Source organism: Mycobacterium rhizamassiliense (assembly GCF_900157375.1).
Classification (GTDB): domain Bacteria; phylum Actinomycetota; class Actinomycetes; order Mycobacteriales; family Mycobacteriaceae; genus Mycobacterium; species Mycobacterium rhizamassiliense.
In genome coordinates, this window is record NZ_LT721901.1 from 3,503,899 (window position 1) to 3,521,575 (window position 17,677).

Here is a 17,677-nt window from a genome sequence, read left to right on the forward strand (position 1 = left end):
CGCCGCCTTGGAGGATTCTCAAAGACTTCTTGACGGGCCTCGAGCTAGGCCTGGGTCATCGCGTAGTAGGCGCCGTGCCTGGCGATGAGCTCGGCGTGGTTGCCCTGCTCGACGATGCGGCCGGCCCGCATCACCAGGATGCGATCGGCCTCGCGGATCGTCGAAAGGCGGTGCGCGATGATGAAACTCGTCCGGTCCTGGCGTAGCTCGCACATGGCGCGCTGGATGAGGGCCTCGGTGCGGGTGTCGACCGAACTGGTCGCCTCGTCCAGGATCAACAGCTGCGGGCGGGCCAGAAACGCGCGGGCGATGGTGATGAGCTGCTTTTCCCCGGCGCTGATGTTGGCGCCGTCCCCGCTGACCCGGGTCCCATAGCCGGCCGGCAGCGTCTCGACGAACCGGTCCACGTAGGCGGCCCGCGCCGCGGCCTGCACCTCGTCGTCGCCGGCATCCGGCCGCCCGTAGGCGATGTTCTCCGCGATCGTCCCGTCGAAGAGCCAGGTGTCCTGCAGCACCATGCCGATACGCGAGCGCAGGGCGTGGCGGCTCATCGTGGTGATGTCGACGCCGTCGAGCAGGATCCGGCCGGAATCGACGTCGTAGAACCGCATCAGCAGGTTCACCAGCGTGGTCTTGCCTGCCCCGGTCGGGCCGACGATCGCGATCGTGCGTCCCGGTTCGGCCACCAGCGACAGGTCTTCGATCACCGGCGTGCCCGGCCGGTAGGAGAAGTTGATGTGCGCAAACTCGACCCGCCCGGCCGGCTGCTGCCCGTTCGGCCCCGCCGGGACCGGTTGCGTGTCCGCCGGCTCCTCGGGCTCGTCGAGCAGGCTGAACACCCGCTCGGCGCTGGCCACGCCCGACTGCAGGGTGTTGTACATGCCGGCCACCTGGCCCAGCGGCGTGTTGAACTGCCGCACGTATTGGATGAACGCCTGGATGCTGCCGAGGGTGATATGCCCGGTGGCCACCTGCAGGCCCCCGAGGACGGCGACCGCGACGTAGCCGAGGTTGCCGACGAACGTCGTGGCCGGGGCCACCAGGCCGGAGAAGAATTGGGAGCCGAAGCTGGCCTGGTAGACGTCGTCGTTGAACCGGCGGAACTGCTCGCGGGCCGCGGCCTGGTGGCCGAACGTCTTGACGATGGTGAATCCGCTGTAGGTCTCTTCGATGTGCGCGTTGAGCCGCCCGGTGCTGGTCCACTGCGCCACGAACAGCCGCCGCGAACGGCGCGCGATCGCCCGCGTCGCCAGCAGCGAGACCGGCACGACCAGCACCGTGATCAACGCCAGCAGTGGCGAAATCGACACCATCATCGCCAGCACGGCCACCACGGTCAGCATCGACGTGACCAGCTGGCTGATCGTCATCGACAGCGACGACTGCAGGTTGTCGATGTCGTTGGTCACCCGGCTCAGCAGCTCGCCGCGTTGGCGCCCATCGAAGTAGGCCAGCGGCAGCCGATGAATCTTGTCCTCGACGTCGGACCGCAGTGCGATCATCGTGCGCTGCAAGGTGGCGTTGAGCAGCCGCGCCTGCGCCCAGATCAGCAGCGCGGCAACCAGATACAGGGCCAGCGCTAGCGTCAGGGTTCGGGCGACCGCCCCGAAGTCCACGCCGCGGCCGGGTATCACATTCATCCCCGAGAGCAGGTCGGCGAAGGCGTTGTCGCCGTGCGCGCGGGCCCGGGCGACGGCCTGGGCCTTGCTGATCCCCGGCGGCAGCCCCCGCCCGATCACGCCGTTGAACAGCAGATCGGTGGCGTGGCCAAGGATGCGGGGGACGACGACACCGATCGCCGTCCCGGTGATGCCCAGGGCGATCACAGCCAGGGCCAGGTTCCGTTGCGGTGCAAGGCGTTTGACCAGCCGGATCGCCGAGCCCCAGAAGTCTCGGGTCGGTGCCGCCGACGCCGTGGTCACTGCGCGCCCCCGGCGTCACCTGATCGCAAGGCGCTCACCGTCTGGGAGTCGGCGAATTCGGCATAGGTGGTGCAATCGGCCAGCAGTGTTTCGTGCGTGCCCGCGCCGACCACCCGCCCGTTGTCGACGACGATCACCTGGTCGGCCTGCGCGGCGGTCGTAATGCGTTGTGTGACAACGATGATCGTCGCCCGGCCGGCTATCTCGCGCAGCGCGGCGCGGACCCGCGAGTCGGTGTGCACGTCCAGCGCGGAGAAGGCGTCGTCGAACAGGTAGATGGCCGGGCGGCGGATGACGGCCCGTGCGATCGCCAGCCGTTGTCGCTGCCCGCCGGAGAAGTTGATGCCGCCCTGCGCGACGCGCATCTGCAGCCCATCACCAGGCGGGCCGTCGGCGCGCACGAAGTCGTCGGCGGCGGCGACGCGCAGCGCCTCCCACATCTGTTCGTCGGTGGCGTCGGACTTGCCGTAGCGCAGGTTCTCGGCGACGGTCCCCGAGAACAGGTAACCCCGCTGGGGGACAAGGCCGATCGCCGACCAGAGGCGCTCGGTCTGGTAGTCGCGGACGTCGACACCGTCGACGACGACCGCGCCGTCCGTCACGTCGTAGAGCCGGCAGATCAGCGAGAGCAGCGTCGACTTTCCCGAGCCGGTGCTGCCGACCACCGCCGTGGTGGTGCCGGGCCGCGCGGTGAACGAGATGTCTTGCAGCACTGGCCGATCGGCACCGGAGTAGCTGAATGTCACGCCCTTGAGCCGCAATTCGCCGGTGATCCCGGTCGCGGGGATTTGGGGTCGTTGCGGGTTGTCGATGGCCGCGCGAGTCGACAGCACCTCGGTGATCCGCTCGGCGCACACTGACGCCCGCGGCAGCACCACCAGCGTCATGGTGGCCATCAGCACGGCCATCAGGATCTGGGTGAAGTACGACAGGAACGCGGTCAGCGAGCCGACCTGCATCTGGCCGCGGTCGATGCGCAGCCCGCCGAACCAGATCAGCGCGACGCTGGACACGTTGATGGTCAGCGTGGTCACCGGCAGCATCAGCGCCTGCCAGTTGCCCGCGGTCAGCGAGGCGTTCGACAGCGCGGTGTTGGCGCGACCGAACCGGTCGCGTTCGAAGCCTTCGCGGGTGAAGGCGCGCACCACCCGCACGCCGGCGAGCTGGTCGCGCATCACCCGATTGATGCCGTCGATCAGGCCCTGCATGCTGCGGAAGAGCGGCAGCATGCGCGACATGATCAGGTAGTTGGTCACGGCCAGGGTGGGGACGCTGATCAGCAGCAGCCAGGTCAGCGCGGCCTCCTGGTGGATGGCCATGAAGATGCCGCCGATACACATGATCGGGGCGGTCACCAGGACGGTGGCCCCGATCTGCACCAGGTATTGAATTTGCCGCACGTCGTTGGTGGTGCGGGTCAGCAGCGTCGGAGCGCCGAACCGGGCGGTCTCGCGCTCGGAGAACGACGTGACGTGCTCGAACATCGCCCAGCGCAGGTCGCGCCCGAACCCCATCCCGGTCCGCGAGCCGAAGTAGATCGCCCCAATCGAGCACAACGCCTGCAGCCCGGTGACCGCCAGCATCACCCCGCCGAGCCGGACGATCGTCGCGGTGTCGCCCTTGGCCACGCCGTCGTCGATGATCGAGGCATTGACCGTGGGCAGGTACAGCGACGCCAGGGTGCTGATCAGCTGGAGCGCCATCAGCACCGCGACCAGCCGGCGGTAGGGCCGGATGTACTGGCGCAGCAGTGCCAGGAGCATTTGGTAACTGTCGCACATTGCCCGGGGGCGTGGCCCTGAGCGCGGCCGGTTGGTTGCGCGCCGCGACCCCGTCCGACGAAACGAATGAAATGCCTGTTCAGATGGCGCGTCGGTGGTTGCCCCGCAGGGCTGCCGCTACAGTGCATCGTGTGGACCGGCGACAGGTTGACGAAAAGCGGGGTAGCGGTGCGGCGTAACCGTATGGCGCTTGCCCTCGCGGCGTTGGCCACGATTTTGGTTCTTGCCGGGTGCTCGGGTTCCGGCGACAACAAGCCTGGAGCGACGACGTCGTCGGCGCCCGGAAATTCCGAGGGTCACCACGGGCCGATGTTTCCCCAATGCGGTGGCATCAACGACCAGACGGTGGCGCAACTGACCAAGGTGTCGGGCCTCAACAACACCGCCCGCAACTCCGTCGGATGCCAGTGGCTCGCGGGCGGCGGCATCCTCGGTCCGCATTTCTCGTTCTCGTGGTACCGCGGCAGCCCGATCGGACGCGAGCGCAAGACCGAGGAACTGTCGCGCGCCAGCGTCGACGACATCAACATCAACGGTCACAGCGGCTTCATCGCCGTCGGCAACGAGCCCAACCTGGGCGACTCGCTGTGTGAGGTCGGGATCCAGTTCCAGGACGACTTCATCGAATGGTCGATCAGCTTCAGCCAGAAGCCATTCCCGCCGCCGTGTGACATCGCCAAAGAGCTTGCCCGCCAATCGATTGCGAATTCGAAGTGACGCGGCGTAGCTTGGCGGCCCTGTTCATCACCGTGTTGGTGACCCTGACCGGTTGCTCGGAATCCATCGGCGGCAAGGCGATCAAGGCGGGCGGCAACGTTCCCCGCAACAACAATTCGCAGCAGCAGTATCCGAATCTGCTCAAGGAATGTGAAGTGCTCACCAGCGACATCCTGGCCAAGACGGTCGGCGCCGATCCGCTGGACATCCAGAGCACGTTCGTGGGTGCGATCTGCCGGTGGCAGGCGAACAACCCCGCCGGCCTCATCGACATCACCCGGTTCTGGTTCGAGCAGGGCAGTTTGAGCGAAGAGCGCAAGGTCGCCGAGTTCCTGAAGTACAAGATCGAGACGCGGGCCATCGCGGGCGTGAGTTCGATCGTGATGCGTCCAGACGACCCCAACGGTGCCTGCGGAGTGGCCAGCGACGCGGCGGGGGTGGTCGGCTGGTGGGTCAACCCTCAGGCGCCCGGCATCGACGCGTGCGCGCAGGCGCTCAAGCTCATGGAGCTGACGCTGTCCACCAACTCCTAGCGGCGTTCAGCGCGGGACGTGGAACTCGACTAGCGTGGCCCGGCCGAGTTCGACGCGTTTCCAGTCGCCGGCCACGGTCAGCACGGCGATCGCCGACGTCGGAAACTTCTCCGAAATACGTTGCATCGCTGCGACGTTGGTGCCGATGTCACCCGCCAGTCCGAGTGCGACGTCGGACATCGTCGGCTCGTGCCCGACCACGAGCAGTGTGTTGACGTCGTCGTCGACCCCGTTGATTTCGTCGATCATCATCCCGGGGGTGGCGCCGTAGAGGCGCTCGCGGTATTGCACCGGGGCGTCGATTCCGGTCTCGGCCAGCGTCTGCCGGGTGCGCGTGGCCGTCGAGCACAGCACCGCATCGACGCCGGGTGCGGTGGCGCGCAGCCACTCACCGGCCAGCCCCGCCTCCCGAATGCCCCGCGGTGCCAGCGGCCGTTCGTGGTCGGCCACGTCGGGCGGGTATGCGGATTTCGCATGCCGCAGGAGCAGCAGGGTGCGCTGATCGTTCATCCGAGTCACGCTAGGCGACATCGTCGCCATCGCATAGCAATTCCTCGGGGTGGTGCAAGGCGTTGGTGCGGGGTTGGCCGCGGTCGAGGTGTGGCGGTGGTATCCATACGGTGCGGCCGTCGGTGCGTTTTCGGGTGGTCCAGCCGCGCGGTCCTAGGAGTCGGTGGTGGGGTCCGCAGGCGAACGTGAGGTTGTCGATGCCCGTAGTGCCGCACCTCGCGTACTCGTCGACGTGGTGCACCTCGCAGTAGTAGCCGGGCACCGTGCAACCCGGAGCCGAGCAGCCGCGGTCGTTGGCGTACAACACAATCCGCTGCCCGGGCGAAGCCAGCCGTTTGGAGTGATACAGCGCCACTGGCCTGCCCTTGTCGAACACCGCCAGGTAGTGATGCGCGTGGCGGGCCAACCGGATCACGTCGCTGATCGGCAACCGCGTGCCCCCACCGGTGAGGCCGTGCCCGGCGGCGTGTTCGAGTTCGGCCAGCGTGGTCGACACGATGATCGAGGCCGGTAAACCGTTGTGCTGCCCCAATTCCCCGGAGGCCAGCACCGCGCGCAGCGCGGCGTTGAGGCCGTCGTGGTTGCGTTGCGCGGCGCTGCGGCCGTCGTGCTCGATCGCGTCCTCTGTCGGAGGGCCGTCCACGCAGGGGTTGTCGTCGGCGGCGTTGCACATACCGGGTGCGGCGAGCTTGGCGAGCACGGCTTCCAGCGACGCGCGCGCTTCGGGGGTGAGCCAGCCGCGTAGCGCCGACATGCCGTCGGGCTGCTGGTTGCCCAGGGCCAGGCCGCGGCGGCGCGCGCGGTCGTCGTCGGTGAAGTTGCCGTCGGGATTCAGCCAATCCATCAGGCGGTCGGCCAACCCGGCCAATGGGTCGGGCCGGTATTGCGTACCCAACTCGGCCAGCTGCGCCTCGGCGACCGCGCGGGTGTCGGCGTCGATGAAGCCGGGCAGCTGGTGATAGAAGCGGCGGATCACCGCCACCTGCCCGGCACCCAGGCGCCCGGCGTGTTGCGCGGCGGCGGTCGCGGCCAACACGGGTGCCAACGGTTCGCCGGTCAACCCGCACCGCTCACCCAGGTCGGCCGCCTCCCGCACCCGCCTGCCGGCCTCGGCGCGGCTGATCAGTGTCGCCTCGGCGATCGCAGGCGGCAGGGTGCCGCCCAATTCTTCCGGCGTGGCCTCGCGGGCCAGCTGATTGATCAGCTGATGCTCCACGGCGGGCAACCGGCGGCGCACCTGCTCGCAGCGCTTCAGTGAGGCGAGCCGGTTCCGCGTGTTGGAGGCCGTGAAGTTCAGCCCGGCGACCGTGTCGAGTGCCTTGTCCAGGGCATCAAATGCCGCCGTGGCCGCCGCGTCATCCGCCGTACTCATACCGCCAAACTAGAGCGAGCCACCGACAAGAAATGCCGCCCAGGGACCACTGAAGCCAAAGTGACGCAAGGGATTCAACGAGTGTGCACGGGTGGCGATTTGTCGCTCAGAGGCGGGCACACGACACACCGCCGGGACCGGGATGGCCGAGGTTTCGGACAACTGCTCGAAGGCATGCCGGTGCGCGTCCCCGGAGTTGTCAGTGGATCGCCCTAAGCTCGCATTGCCCTGCCAGCCACATACCTCAGAAGGGGGTCGAAGGATGCGATTCCTGCACACCGCCGACTGGCAGCTGGGCATGACCCGACACTTCCTGGCCGGTGAGGCCCAGCCCCAGTATTCGGCCGCCCGGCGCGACGCCGTGGCCGGCCTTGGTGCGCTCGCGGCCGAGGTCGGCGCGGAGTTCGTCGTAGTGGCCGGCGACGTGTTCGAGCACAATCAGCTCGATCCACGGGTGATCGGCCAGTCCCTGCAAGCGATGCGCGCCATCGGCATTCCGGTCTACCTGCTGCCGGGCAACCACGATCCGCTGGACGCGTCGTCGGTCTACACGGGCGCGCAGTTCACCGCCGAACGCCCGGACAACGTCCACGTGCTGAACCGGGCCGGGATTCACCAGGTGCGCCCGGGGCTTGAGATCGTCGCCGCGCCGTGGCGATCCAAGGCCCCGACCACCGATCTGGTCGCCGAGGTCCTCGACGACCTCGAACCAGGCCCGGGCATCCGCGTGCTGGTCGCCCACGGCGGGGTCGACGTCCTCGACCCCGATCGCGACAAGCCGTCGCTGATCCGGCTCGCCAGGCTCGAGGAAGCGCTCACGAAAAGCGCCGTGCACTATGTGGCGCTGGGGGACAAGCATTCGCGCACCCAGGTCGGCGACACCGGCCGCGTCTGGTACTCCGGCTCGCCGGAGGTCACCAACTACGACGACGTCGAATCCGACCCGGGTCACGTCCTGGTGGTCGACATCGACGAGAACGATCCACGCGGCGCCGTGTCCGTGACGTCCCGGCATGTCGGTCGCTGGCGGTTCGTCACGCTGCATCATCAGGTCGACACCAGCCGCGACATCGCCGACCTCGACATGAATCTCGACCTGATGGCCGAGAAGGACCGCACCGTCGTGCGGCTCGCGCTGACGGGTTCGTTGTCGGTCACCGACCGCGCTGCGCTGGACGCCTGCCTGGACCGCTACGCGCGGTTGTTCGCCCACCTGCGAACGTGGGACAGCCACACCGATCTCGCGGTGATACCGGCAGACGGCGAGTTCACCGACCTGGGCATCGGCGGGTTCGCCGCCGCGGCCGTCGACGAGCTGGTGGCCACCGCGCGCGAGGGCGACGCCGAGTCCGCCGGCGACGCGCAGGCGGCCCTGGCGCTGTTGTTGCGCCTGGCCGATCGGGGTGCGGCGTGAAGCTGCACCGGCTGGTCCTGACCAACTACCGCGGCATCGCCCACCGCGAGATCGAATTTCCCGACCACGGCGTCGTGGTGGTCTGCGGCGCCAACGAAGTCGGCAAGTCGTCGATGATCGAGGCGTTGGACCTGCTGCTGGAATCCCGGGACCGCTCGACGAAGAAGGAAGTCAAGCAGGTCAAACCCACCAACAGCGACGTCGGCTCCGAGGTGACCGCGGAAATCAGCTGTGGCGCATATCGTTTCGTCTATCGGAAGCGCTTCCACAAGAAGTGCGAGACGGAGTTGACGGTGCTGACGCCGCGCCGCGAACAGCTCACCGGCGACGAGGCCCACGAACGGGTCCGGTCGATCCTGGCCGAGACCGTGGACAGCGACCTGTGGCATGCCCAGCGGGTGCTGCAGGCCACGTCGACCGCGGCGGTAGATCTGTCCGGATGCGACGCGCTGTCGCGCGCGCTCGATGTGGCGGCCGGCGATGCCGCCGCACTGTCGGGCACCGAACCCTTGCTCATCGAGCGAATCGACTCCGAGTACGCGCGCTACTTCACCCCCACCGGGCGCGCCACCGGCGAGTGGGCAGCGGCGATTTCCCGATTGGCCGACGCCGAGTCGAGTGTGGCCGAGCGAGTGGCCGCCGTTGCCGAGGTCGACCAGCGGGTACGACGCCACGCCGAACTCACTGAAGAGGTGGCCGAGCTGTCGCAGCTGCGGCTGACGGCCGGGCCCCGGCTCGTCGCGGCGCAGGCCGCCGTCGACAAGATCGAGCAACTTGCACGCCAGGTACGGGAATCCGAACTCGTCGCCGCCGCGGCCGCCGCGACCAGCACCTCGGCGACGGCCGCGCACAACGGGCGGCTGCGGTTGCTCGCCGAAATTGATTCCCGCACAGTAACTGTCACCACCGCGGAGGCCGAGGCGAAAGAGGCCGCCGAGGCCCGCGCGGTGGCGCAGACGGAGGCCGAGGCGGCCGGCGCCGCGGTCACCGAGTCGCTGTCCACGCTGGCCGAACGGCAGCGTGCCGCCGAAAGCGCGCGGCGCGTCGTCAATCAGATCGCCGATCGCGAGCAGATCGACCGGTTGAGCACCCGGCTGGCCCGGATCGAGTCCGTCCAGGGTGAGCGCGACCGGGCCTGCGCGGAGCTCGCCGCGATCGTGCTCAGCGACGAGCTCATGCAGCGAATCGAAAAGGCCGCCGCCGCAGTCGATCGCACCGGCGACCAGCTGGCGCTGATCTCGGCGGCGATAGAGTTCACCGCTGCCGCCGACATCGAACTCGCCGTCGGCGAGCAGCGGGTGTCTCTGGCGGCGGGTCAGACCTGGTCGACGACCGTCACCGGCACCACCGAGCTCGAGGTGCCCGGTGTCCTGGGCGCCCGGATCACGCCGGGCGCGACGGCCCTGGATGTCGAGGCGAAACATGCTGCGGCACAAGAAGGGCTGGCCGCCGCGCTGTCCGCCGGCCAAGCCGAGGACCTCGCCGCGGCACGATCCGCGGACCAGCGCCGCCGCGAATTGCAGAGCAGCCGAGACCAATTGGACGCGACGCTCTCCGGGTTGTGCGGCGACGAAGAGCCCGACCAAATCCGGGCCCGGCTGACGCAATTGCGTTCCGACCACCCGGCCGAAGCCGAGCTGTCGATGGACATCGCCGCCGCCCGCGCCGAGCTCGACGCCGCAGATGCCGCACGCGTGGCGGCCGACGGCGAATGCGAGGCCATCCGGCAGGCCGCGGCGAATGCCGACTCACGGCTGTCCGCGATATCCACCCGGGCTACCGTGCTGCTGAGCGAAGCGGCCACCCAGCGGGCCGAGCTGGACAGGGCCACAGCACAACTGGCGCAGGAGCGCGGGTCGGCCGCCGACGAGGAGCTGGCGTCGTCGGCGCAGGCCGAGGCGCAGGTCGCGACCGCCACGCAGCAGCGGGCCGCCGAGCTGGCCGAGGCGCTGGCCGCCGCGACGCCGGACGCGGTGAGCGCCGAACTGGCCGAAGCCACCGAGACGGCCGACGAACTACGCGACCGCTACGAAGACGTCGCCGGTGCACTGCGCGAGGTCAGCATCGAGCTGTCGGTCTTCGGCAGTGAGGGCCGCCAAGGCAAGCTCGACTCCGCCGAGACCGAACGCGAGCACGCCGCGAGTGAACACTGCCGCGTCGGCGGCCGCGCCCGGGCCGCGCAACTGCTGCGATCGGTGATGGCGCGCCACCGCGACAGCACGCGGCTGCGCTATGTCGAGCCCTATCGCACCGAGCTGCAGCGGCTGGGCCGTCCGGTCTTCGGGCCCACGTTCGAGGTCGACATCGACAGCAACCTGTGCATCCGCAGCCGCACCCTCGGCGGCGTCACCGTGCCGTACGAGTCGCTGTCGGGCGGGGCCAAGGAGCAACTCGGCATCCTGGCCCGGCTGGCCGGTGCCGCGCTGGTCGCCAAGGAGGATGCCGTCCCGGTCGTGGTCGACGACGCGCTCGGATTCACCGATCCGGACCGGCTGGCCAAGATGGGCGAGGTCTTCGACACCGTGGGCGCCAACGGACAGGTGATCGTGCTGACGTGCAGCCCCGACCGCTACGACGGCGTCAAGGGCGCGCACCGCATCGATCTCGGCGCCTAACCGCGCGGCACACGCCGGCGCGCTGCCCTCCCGCGGCGGTATCGGCAGAATGGGTTCATGGCAGGCCGACACCGATGACGATGAACGCTAGACGGCGCCGGGTGCACGAGAAGCTGGCGGGCATGCCCGGCGTCCGCCCGGTGCGCAGGCCGGTGTCGCCCGACAGCCCGGACGAGTTCGACCTGTATTACGTCCGCACCGGTCGTAAGTCCGCCCATCCGCTGGTCATCATCCCGGGCGGGCCCGGTGTGGCGTCGATGCAGGTCTACAAAGGGCTGCGGCGCCGCGCCGCCGAAGCCGGACTCGACGTCATCATGATCGAACACCGCGGCGTGGGGATGTCTCGGCACGACGACACCGGGGCGGACCTGCCGCCGCGCGCGTTCACCGTCGATCAGGTGGTCGACGACGTCGCGGCCGTGCTCGACGACGCGCACGTCGGCTCGGCTGTCATCTACGGAACGTCGTACGGCACCTACATCGCGGCCGGGCTCGGTGTGCGCCATCCGGGCCGGGTGCACGCAATGGTCCTCGATTCACCGCTGCTGTCGCGCCACGACATCGCGCTCGTCCGCGACGCCATCCGTGGACTGCTGCTCGAGGGCGACACCCCGGAAACCGCGACGCTGGCGCCCAAGGTTCGCAAACTCGTCGACGCCGGGTTGATGACACCGTCGGCGGGGGAGGTGGCCGCGACCATCTACGCCTACGGCGGGGCATCGCTGCTGGATCGTGAACTCGACCTGCTGCTCGGCGGACGAACCATGTTGTGGCACATGCTGTCCCGCTTCGGCGCCGTGGTCAGCCGCAAGGTCCCGTACCACTACGAGATCGATCTGGTCAGCCGCATCGCGTTCCGCGAACTGGACTATGCCGCCGAACCCGACGGGCTGCCGTTCGACCCGGCCGCCGCGATCCGCGAAATCATGAGCAGCACCGAGGCATTCGAGGTCGAGCCGTACGACCTGGTGGCCGAGATGCCGAAATTCAATTGGCCGACCGTGGTGGTCTCCGGCGGGCGTGACCTGGTGACACCGCGCGCGGTGGCCGAACGGGTGGCGGAGCTGGTGCCGCAGTCGATGCTGCTGGGGCTGCCGACCATGGCGCACAGCGCGCTCGACTTCCGCGAGCCCGCCGCGCTGACCATCGCGGAGGCGGTGTGCCACGGTAACTTCGCCACGCTCGCCGCGCAGTCCCCGAAGCTCGACGCGCTGCCCGTGCGCCCCGCCATGCGCCTGCTGTGGAAGGCCATCGAGGTGGCCGCCGTCGCCGAGGGCGCGCTACCCGCGCTGCCGGCGCTGCCGACGGTGTGGCGGCGGCTGGCCGCCCGCTGAGTCAGTCCTTGATGAATCCGATTGCCGTGTAATCGATATCGGCGATCCCGTGTGCGCCGTAGTTCGCCAGATCGCTGCGCACCGCCTTGTTGCCCGCCGTCTGGAACAACGGCAGGCTGAAGCCCTCCTGCCACAGCATCGCGTCCACCTGGTTGGCGAGCGTGCGGGCCTTGTCCGGGTCCAGCTCGGACAGCGTCTCGTCGATCTTGGCGTCTATCGCGTCGTTGCCGATCTTGCCGAAGTTGCTGTCACCGTCCGAGGTGTAGATCTGGGGCAGGGCGGACAGCGGGAAAGCGCCACCCACCCAGCCGAATTGGGCCATATCGAAGTCGCCGACGCTCACGTATTGGCTGAAGAATCCGTTTCCGGACTTCGCGTCCAGCACGAGCTTGACACCGATCTGCGCCAGATTGTTCTGGGCGACCATGGCGATCTGCCGATTCGACTGCGCGTCGAAGAAGACGTCGCGCACGGCCAGCTGCTTGCCGTCCTTCTCCCGAACCGAACTGTTGAGCTTCCAGCCCAGCGCATCCAGGTCCTTGCCGGCCTGCTCAGGGTTGTAAGCGCCTGGCGCGCTGTTGTTTTGATAGCCGACCTGGCCGTCGACGAAGACGTGGTTGTTCAGCGGCACCGGATGCGGTGTCAGGCCGTGCTGAACGACGTCGACGATGGCCTGGCGATTGATGCCCTTGCAGATGGCCCGGCGCAGCCGCTCGTCGGCCATGATGGATCCGGCCGCGCCGTTGAAGGTGAAGTGCGACCAGGTGGGCGCGGGAGCGCGCCGGATCGCGATTCCCGGTGTGCGCTCGGCGATCACCGCGTCGTCGAGCGTGCTCACGGGCGCGGAGTCGATCGCCTTGTTCTGCAGGGCGGGGATGACCGCGGAGGGATCGAGCACCAGGAACGTGATGGAGTCCAGCCGCGGCTTGGTGCCCCACCAGCGCGGGTTGCGGGTCAGCACGATGCGCTGCGCCGACCGGTCGATGGTCGACACGATGAACGGCCCGGCCGACGGGCCCGGCGCTTCGAGCTGACCCTTGTTGAAGACGTCGGGGTCGGAAGTCATGCCGCGGGGCTGGATTCCGCCGGCGAACATGCCGCGCCACTCGGAATACGGCTTGTCGAAGGTGATTACGGCCTGGCGGTCGTCAACGCCCCTGGATACCGACTTCACCCGTTCGAACCCGGCCCTGCTGGCGATCAGGTAACGCTTGTCGCGGCCGCTGTTCGCGTCGACCTCCGACCTGAGGTCTTCCCATGTCATCGGGGTTCCGTCGCTCCACGTCACCTTCGGATTGATAGTGTAGGTAACGACCTGGGGGTTGGTGCCGGTCAGCTCCGCCCCGGTGAAGTAGTCCGTGTTGAGCTTCAGCGTGCCGTCGGGCTGGGTCATGAACGCGCCGGGCAGCGTCGGCGAGACGATGTCGCCGGTGTCGGCGGTGTTGCCGTCGATGTTCATCTCGTTGAAGTTGTCCGGGAATGACGACACTGCCAGCCGCAGGTTGCCGCCCTCGCGCAGCGTCGCGGGGTCCCGCGGGTTGATGTCGCTGGTGCTGCCGACGCGGGCCGCGTGCGCCTCCGGCAGATCCCGGTACCCGCTGGAGCAGCCGGTAATGCTGACGACGATCGCCAGCGCAAGCGCCGCGAGCCGGTGAACCGGGTGCCTCACCCGGCCGATGCTAGTGGCCGGCGACATCGGGGTGCGCCCGCGGGACGGCGGCCAACAGCCGCTGGGTGTACTCGTGCTGGGGATCGGTGAACACCTGGTCGCTGTCACCGTGTTCGACGACGGTCCCCTTGTACATCACGGCGACCTGATGGGCCAGGTGCTTGACCACCGAAAGATCATGCGACACAAACAAATATGACAGCCCGAATTGCTGCTGCAGGTCCAGCAGCAGGTTGATGATGCCCGCCTGGATCGACACGTCGAGCGCCGAGACCGGCTCGTCGAGTGCGAGGATCTTCGGCCGCAACGCCAGCGCGCGCGCGATCCCGATCCGCTGCTTCTGGCCGCCGGAGAACTCGGCGGGGTAGCGGCCGGCGGCGCCCCGGTCGAGCCCGACGATGGTCAGCAGCTCGGCGACCCGCTCCTCGGATGCGCGCCGGTCGAACCCGTTGGCGGTCAGCGGTTCTGCGATGACGTCGAACACCGGGAGCCGCGGGTCCAGCGATGCCACCGGGTCCTGAAAGACGACCTGCAGTTCGGTCCGCAGTCGGCGGCGGGCGGCCGGGTCGAGCGTCGCGACGTCCTCGCCGAGAACCTCGATGGAACCCGCCTGGGGCGCGGCGAGTTCGAGGATCTGGGTCAGCGTGGTCGATTTGCCGGAACCGGATTCGCCGACGATGCCTAGAGTGCGGCCCTGCTCCAGGGTGAAGCTGATGCAGTCGACCGCCCGCACCTCACCGACCCGCCTGCGCAGCACGACGCCTTTGGTGAGTGGGTAGGTCTTGGTGAGGCCGCTGACCCGCAGCACCACGCCGGGTTCGCCGGCCTCGGCAGCGACGGGGTCCGGTTGCGTTGACGCACCGAAGATCTCGGCCGCACTGCGCCCGGCCACGTCGTCGGTACGAATGCACGCCGCCGAGTGCCCGTCGCCGACGGCAACCAGATCGGGCTCCGCCGCGAGGCATTCGTCGATCTTCAGCGGGCAGCGGGGGGCGAACGGGCAGGCATTAGGGAGCAGCGACGACATGGTCGGCGGCGCACCGGGAATGGGAATCAGGTGGGTACCCTGCGCCGCGTCCAGGCGCGGCACCGAACCCAGCAGCCCTGCCGTGTAAGGCATCCGGCGGTCCCGGTTGAGATCGTTGACCGTGCCGATCTCGACCCCACGCCCGGCGTACATGACGATCGCGCGGTCGGCGAACTCCGAGACGACGCCGAGGTCGTGCGTGATGATCAGCACGCCGGCGCCGGTGACGTCGCGCGCCGTGCGCAGCACGTCGAGGATCTGCGCCTGCACCGTGACGTCCAGCGCGGTGGTCGGCTCGTCGCAGATCAGCAGATCCGGATCGTTGGCGATAGCGATCGCGATCACCACCCGCTGGCGCTCACCCCCGGACAGCTCGTGCGGGAACGCCTTGGCGCGGGGGTCCGGTTGTGCGATCCCGACCAAGTCGAGCAGCTCGACCGCACGTTTACGGGCGTCCGCCCGGCTGACGCCGCGGTTATGCACCCGGATGGCCTCGGCTATCTGGCTGCCGATGGTGTAGACGGGCGTGAGCGCCGACATCGGATCCTGAAACACGGTGCCGATCGACTTGCCCCGAATCCGGGACATCGCCTGGTCGGGCAGCCCGAGCAATTCCTCGCCGTGCAGCCGCACCGATCCCGACACGTGTGCGTATTCGGGCAGCAGCCCCACCACGGCCATCGCCGCGGTGCTCTTGCCCGATCCCGATTCCCCGACGAGGGCGACCACTTCGCCCGCGTCGATGTGGTAGTTCATGCCGCGTGCGGCGGGCACCGCGACGTCGGCCGTCTCGAACGTGACATTGAGGTCTTTGACTTCCAGCAGGGCCGTCATTTCGGCCGCTTCCTGCGGCGCGCCTGGCGGCTGCCGGGGTCGAAGGCGTCCCGCAGATCGTCACCGGTCAGGTTGGCGCACAACACAATCAGCACCAGCGCCCCGGCCGGGAACAGGAAGACCCACGGAAAGGTGGTGGCCGACGGGGTGCCGTCGGCGATCAGCGTGCCCAGCGACACGTCGGGTGGCTGGACGCCGAATCCCAAGAAGCTCAGCCCCGTTTCGGCCAGGATCGCGAAGCCGACGTTGAGCGTGGCGTCGATGATCAGGATCGAGGCGACGTTGGGCACGATGTGTCGCAGGATCACCTGGCGGCTGCCCACTCCCATATACCTTGCCGCACGGACGAATTCGCGTTCCCGCAGGCTCATCGTCAGGCCGCGCACCATCCGCGAGCTGACCATCCAGCCGAACGCCGCCAGCAGCACGATCAGCCACAGGATGCTGTTCGACTGCTTGGTGCGCGGGGTGACGATGGCGATCAACAGGAAACTCGGCACCACCAAAAGCAGGTCCACCAACCACATCAGCGCGCGGTCGCGCCACCCGCCGAAGTAACCGGCGACCGATCCGACGGTGGCCGCGATCGTGGTCGAGATCAGCGCGACGCACACCCCGATCAGCATCGACTTCTGCATGCCGCGCAGCGTCCGGGCCAACAGGTCCTGGCCCAGCGCGTTGGTGCCGAACCAATGCCGAAGCGAGGGCGGCTGCAGCAGCGCGGTGTAGTCGAGGTCGGTGTAGCCGTAGGGGAGCAGCGGCGGCAGCGCGTAGCAGCCGACGAATCCCAACACCAGCAGGGTCAACGCCACCAGCGCGGGCCTGTTGCGAATGAACCTTCGTATGACCAGATCTCGGCGCGACGTGAAGCCGGCCGCGTGCACGCCCGAGCGGGCCGCCGTTTCGGTGGTGTCCTGCGTCATGACACCCGCACCCTGGGGTCCAGCGCCGCGTAGATGATGTCGGACAGCAGCCCGCCGATCAGCACGGCCGCGCCGGAGAACAACGTGATCGCCGCGACGACGTTGGTGTCCTGGGTCGAGATGCCCAGCACCACCCACTCGCCCATCCCGTGCCAGCCAAAGATCTTCTCCACGAACACCGCTCCGACGACCAGGCCGCTGACGCCGTACGCGAACAACGTGGCCATCGGGATCAGCGCGGTGCGCAGGCCGTGCTTGAGCAACGCGCGCCTGCGGGTCAGGCCCTTGGCGCGGGCGGTGCGGATGAAGTCCTCGCCCAGCACGTCGAGCATCGCATTGCGTTGGTAGCGGCTGAAACTCGCGATCGCGCCCAGTGCCAGCGTCGCGGTGGGCAGCACGATGTGCTGCAGGCGTTCGACCAGCGCATCCCAAAACCCCGTCGGGGGAATCGGCGCGGTCTCGCCGGTGTACTGAAAAATCCCCACGCCCGCGAACATGTTCACCCGCAGCGCGCCCAGGATCAGCAGGCTGGCCAACACGAACGACGGGATGCTCAGGACGATCAGCGACAGGACGGTGATCACCCGGTCGCTCAGCCGGTATTGCCGGATGGCTCCCCAGGCGCCGACGAGAACACCGATCACTGTGCCCAGCACCGAACCGAGGACCACCAGCCGCAGGCTGACGCCGATGCGCCGCCACAGCTCCTGCGAGACCGGGTGTCCGGTCACCGTCTTGCCGAAGTCACCGGCGACCGCGCCGGAGATCCACTTCGCGTACCGAACGGGGATCGGCTTGTCCAGGCCCAGGGAGGCGGCCTTGGCGTGGATGGCCTCCGCCGGGGGCACCGGGTGGCGCTGCACGAAACTGTCCAGCGGGTGAAACGTCACGGAGGTCAGGCAGAAGGTCAGGAACGACGCCAGCACCAGCAGCACGACGTAGTTGAGGAAGCGGCGGCCGAGGAATCTGATCACGTTAGACCGCACCTGCGCCGCATTGGGACAACGTTAGCGAGCGCGGCGCAGC

General features: G+C 68.5%; 13 protein-coding genes. 5 read left to right on the forward strand and 8 right to left on the reverse strand.

Features of this window, described 5'->3' with window-relative positions; genetic code table 11:
* Positions 1–44: 44 nt before the first annotated feature.
* Positions 45–1,922 (reverse strand): ABC transporter ATP-binding protein, encoded by a 1,878-nt coding sequence (locus MRAB57_RS17085; RefSeq protein WP_077088406.1) that lies wholly within the window; start codon positions 1,920–1,922, stop codon positions 45–47.
* A complete protein-coding gene (locus tag MRAB57_RS17090) occupies positions 1,919–3,685 on the reverse strand; it encodes an ABC transporter ATP-binding protein (RefSeq protein WP_077090647.1) in 1,767 nt (588 codons plus the stop codon). The genes MRAB57_RS17085 and MRAB57_RS17090 overlap by 4 nt, the downstream gene beginning before the upstream one ends.
* Before the next feature lie 201 nt (positions 3,686–3,886).
* Between MRAB57_RS17090 and MRAB57_RS17095 the strand changes: the two genes are divergently transcribed.
* Positions 3,887–4,420, forward strand: coding sequence for a DUF3558 domain-containing protein (locus MRAB57_RS17095; RefSeq protein ID WP_425436754.1), 534 nt, complete (start codon positions 3,887–3,889; stop codon positions 4,418–4,420).
* Complete coding sequence (locus tag MRAB57_RS17100; protein ID WP_077088408.1) at positions 4,417–4,953, forward strand: DUF3558 domain-containing protein; 537 nt, start codon at positions 4,417–4,419, stop codon at positions 4,951–4,953. Before MRAB57_RS17095 ends, MRAB57_RS17100 begins: the two co-directional genes overlap by 4 nt.
* 6 nt (positions 4,954–4,959) lie before the next feature.
* Here the strand turns inward: MRAB57_RS17100 and MRAB57_RS17105 are convergent, their stop codons facing one another.
* Positions 4,960–5,463, reverse strand: a complete 504-nt coding sequence (locus MRAB57_RS17105; RefSeq protein ID WP_077090648.1) for a SixA phosphatase family protein — start codon at positions 5,461–5,463, stop codon at positions 4,960–4,962.
* 10 nt (positions 5,464–5,473) lie between these two features.
* The gene (locus MRAB57_RS17110) at positions 5,474–6,835 is read right to left on the reverse strand and encodes an HNH endonuclease signature motif containing protein (protein WP_077088409.1); all 1,362 of its coding nucleotides are present in this window, start codon (positions 6,833–6,835) and stop codon (positions 5,474–5,476) included.
* Between the two features lie 262 nt (positions 6,836–7,097).
* Here MRAB57_RS17110 and MRAB57_RS17115 point away from each other — a divergent pair, with 262 nt between their 5' ends.
* From MRAB57_RS17115 to MRAB57_RS17125, 3 genes are all read left to right on the forward strand, one after another.
* Entirely contained in the window at positions 7,098–8,249 is a 1,152-nt protein-coding gene (locus MRAB57_RS17115; protein ID WP_077088410.1) for a metallophosphoesterase family protein, read from the forward strand.
* The gene (locus MRAB57_RS17120; protein ID WP_077088411.1) at positions 8,246–10,864 is read left to right on the forward strand and encodes an AAA family ATPase; all 2,619 of its coding nucleotides are present in this window, start codon (positions 8,246–8,248) and stop codon (positions 10,862–10,864) included. Before MRAB57_RS17115 ends, MRAB57_RS17120 begins: the two co-directional genes overlap by 4 nt.
* Before the next feature lie 74 nt (positions 10,865–10,938).
* Complete coding sequence (locus MRAB57_RS17125) at positions 10,939–12,198, forward strand: alpha/beta hydrolase (RefSeq protein ID WP_077088412.1); 1,260 nt, start codon at positions 10,939–10,941, stop codon at positions 12,196–12,198.
* A 1-nt stretch (position 12,199) separates the two neighbouring features.
* On the opposite strand, the gene MRAB57_RS17130 is transcribed toward MRAB57_RS17125, so the two are convergent.
* From MRAB57_RS17130 to MRAB57_RS17145, 4 genes are read right to left on the reverse strand one after another with little or no spacing between them, the layout of a single operon-like run.
* The gene (locus tag MRAB57_RS17130) at positions 12,200–13,894 is read right to left on the reverse strand and encodes an ABC transporter family substrate-binding protein (RefSeq protein ID WP_077088413.1); all 1,695 of its coding nucleotides are present in this window, start codon (positions 13,892–13,894) and stop codon (positions 12,200–12,202) included.
* Positions 13,878–15,728, reverse strand: coding sequence for a dipeptide ABC transporter ATP-binding protein (locus MRAB57_RS17135; RefSeq protein ID WP_077088414.1), 1,851 nt, complete (start codon positions 15,726–15,728; stop codon positions 13,878–13,880). Before MRAB57_RS17135 ends, MRAB57_RS17130 begins: the two co-directional genes overlap by 17 nt.
* A complete protein-coding gene (locus tag MRAB57_RS17140; protein WP_077088415.1) occupies positions 15,725–16,651 on the reverse strand; it encodes an ABC transporter permease in 927 nt (308 codons plus the stop codon). Before MRAB57_RS17140 ends, MRAB57_RS17135 begins: the two co-directional genes overlap by 4 nt.
* Complete coding sequence (locus tag MRAB57_RS17145; RefSeq protein ID WP_077088416.1) at positions 16,648–17,625, reverse strand: ABC transporter permease; 978 nt, start codon at positions 17,623–17,625, stop codon at positions 16,648–16,650. Before MRAB57_RS17145 ends, MRAB57_RS17140 begins: the two co-directional genes overlap by 4 nt.
* Between the last annotated feature and the right edge of the window lie 52 nt (positions 17,626–17,677).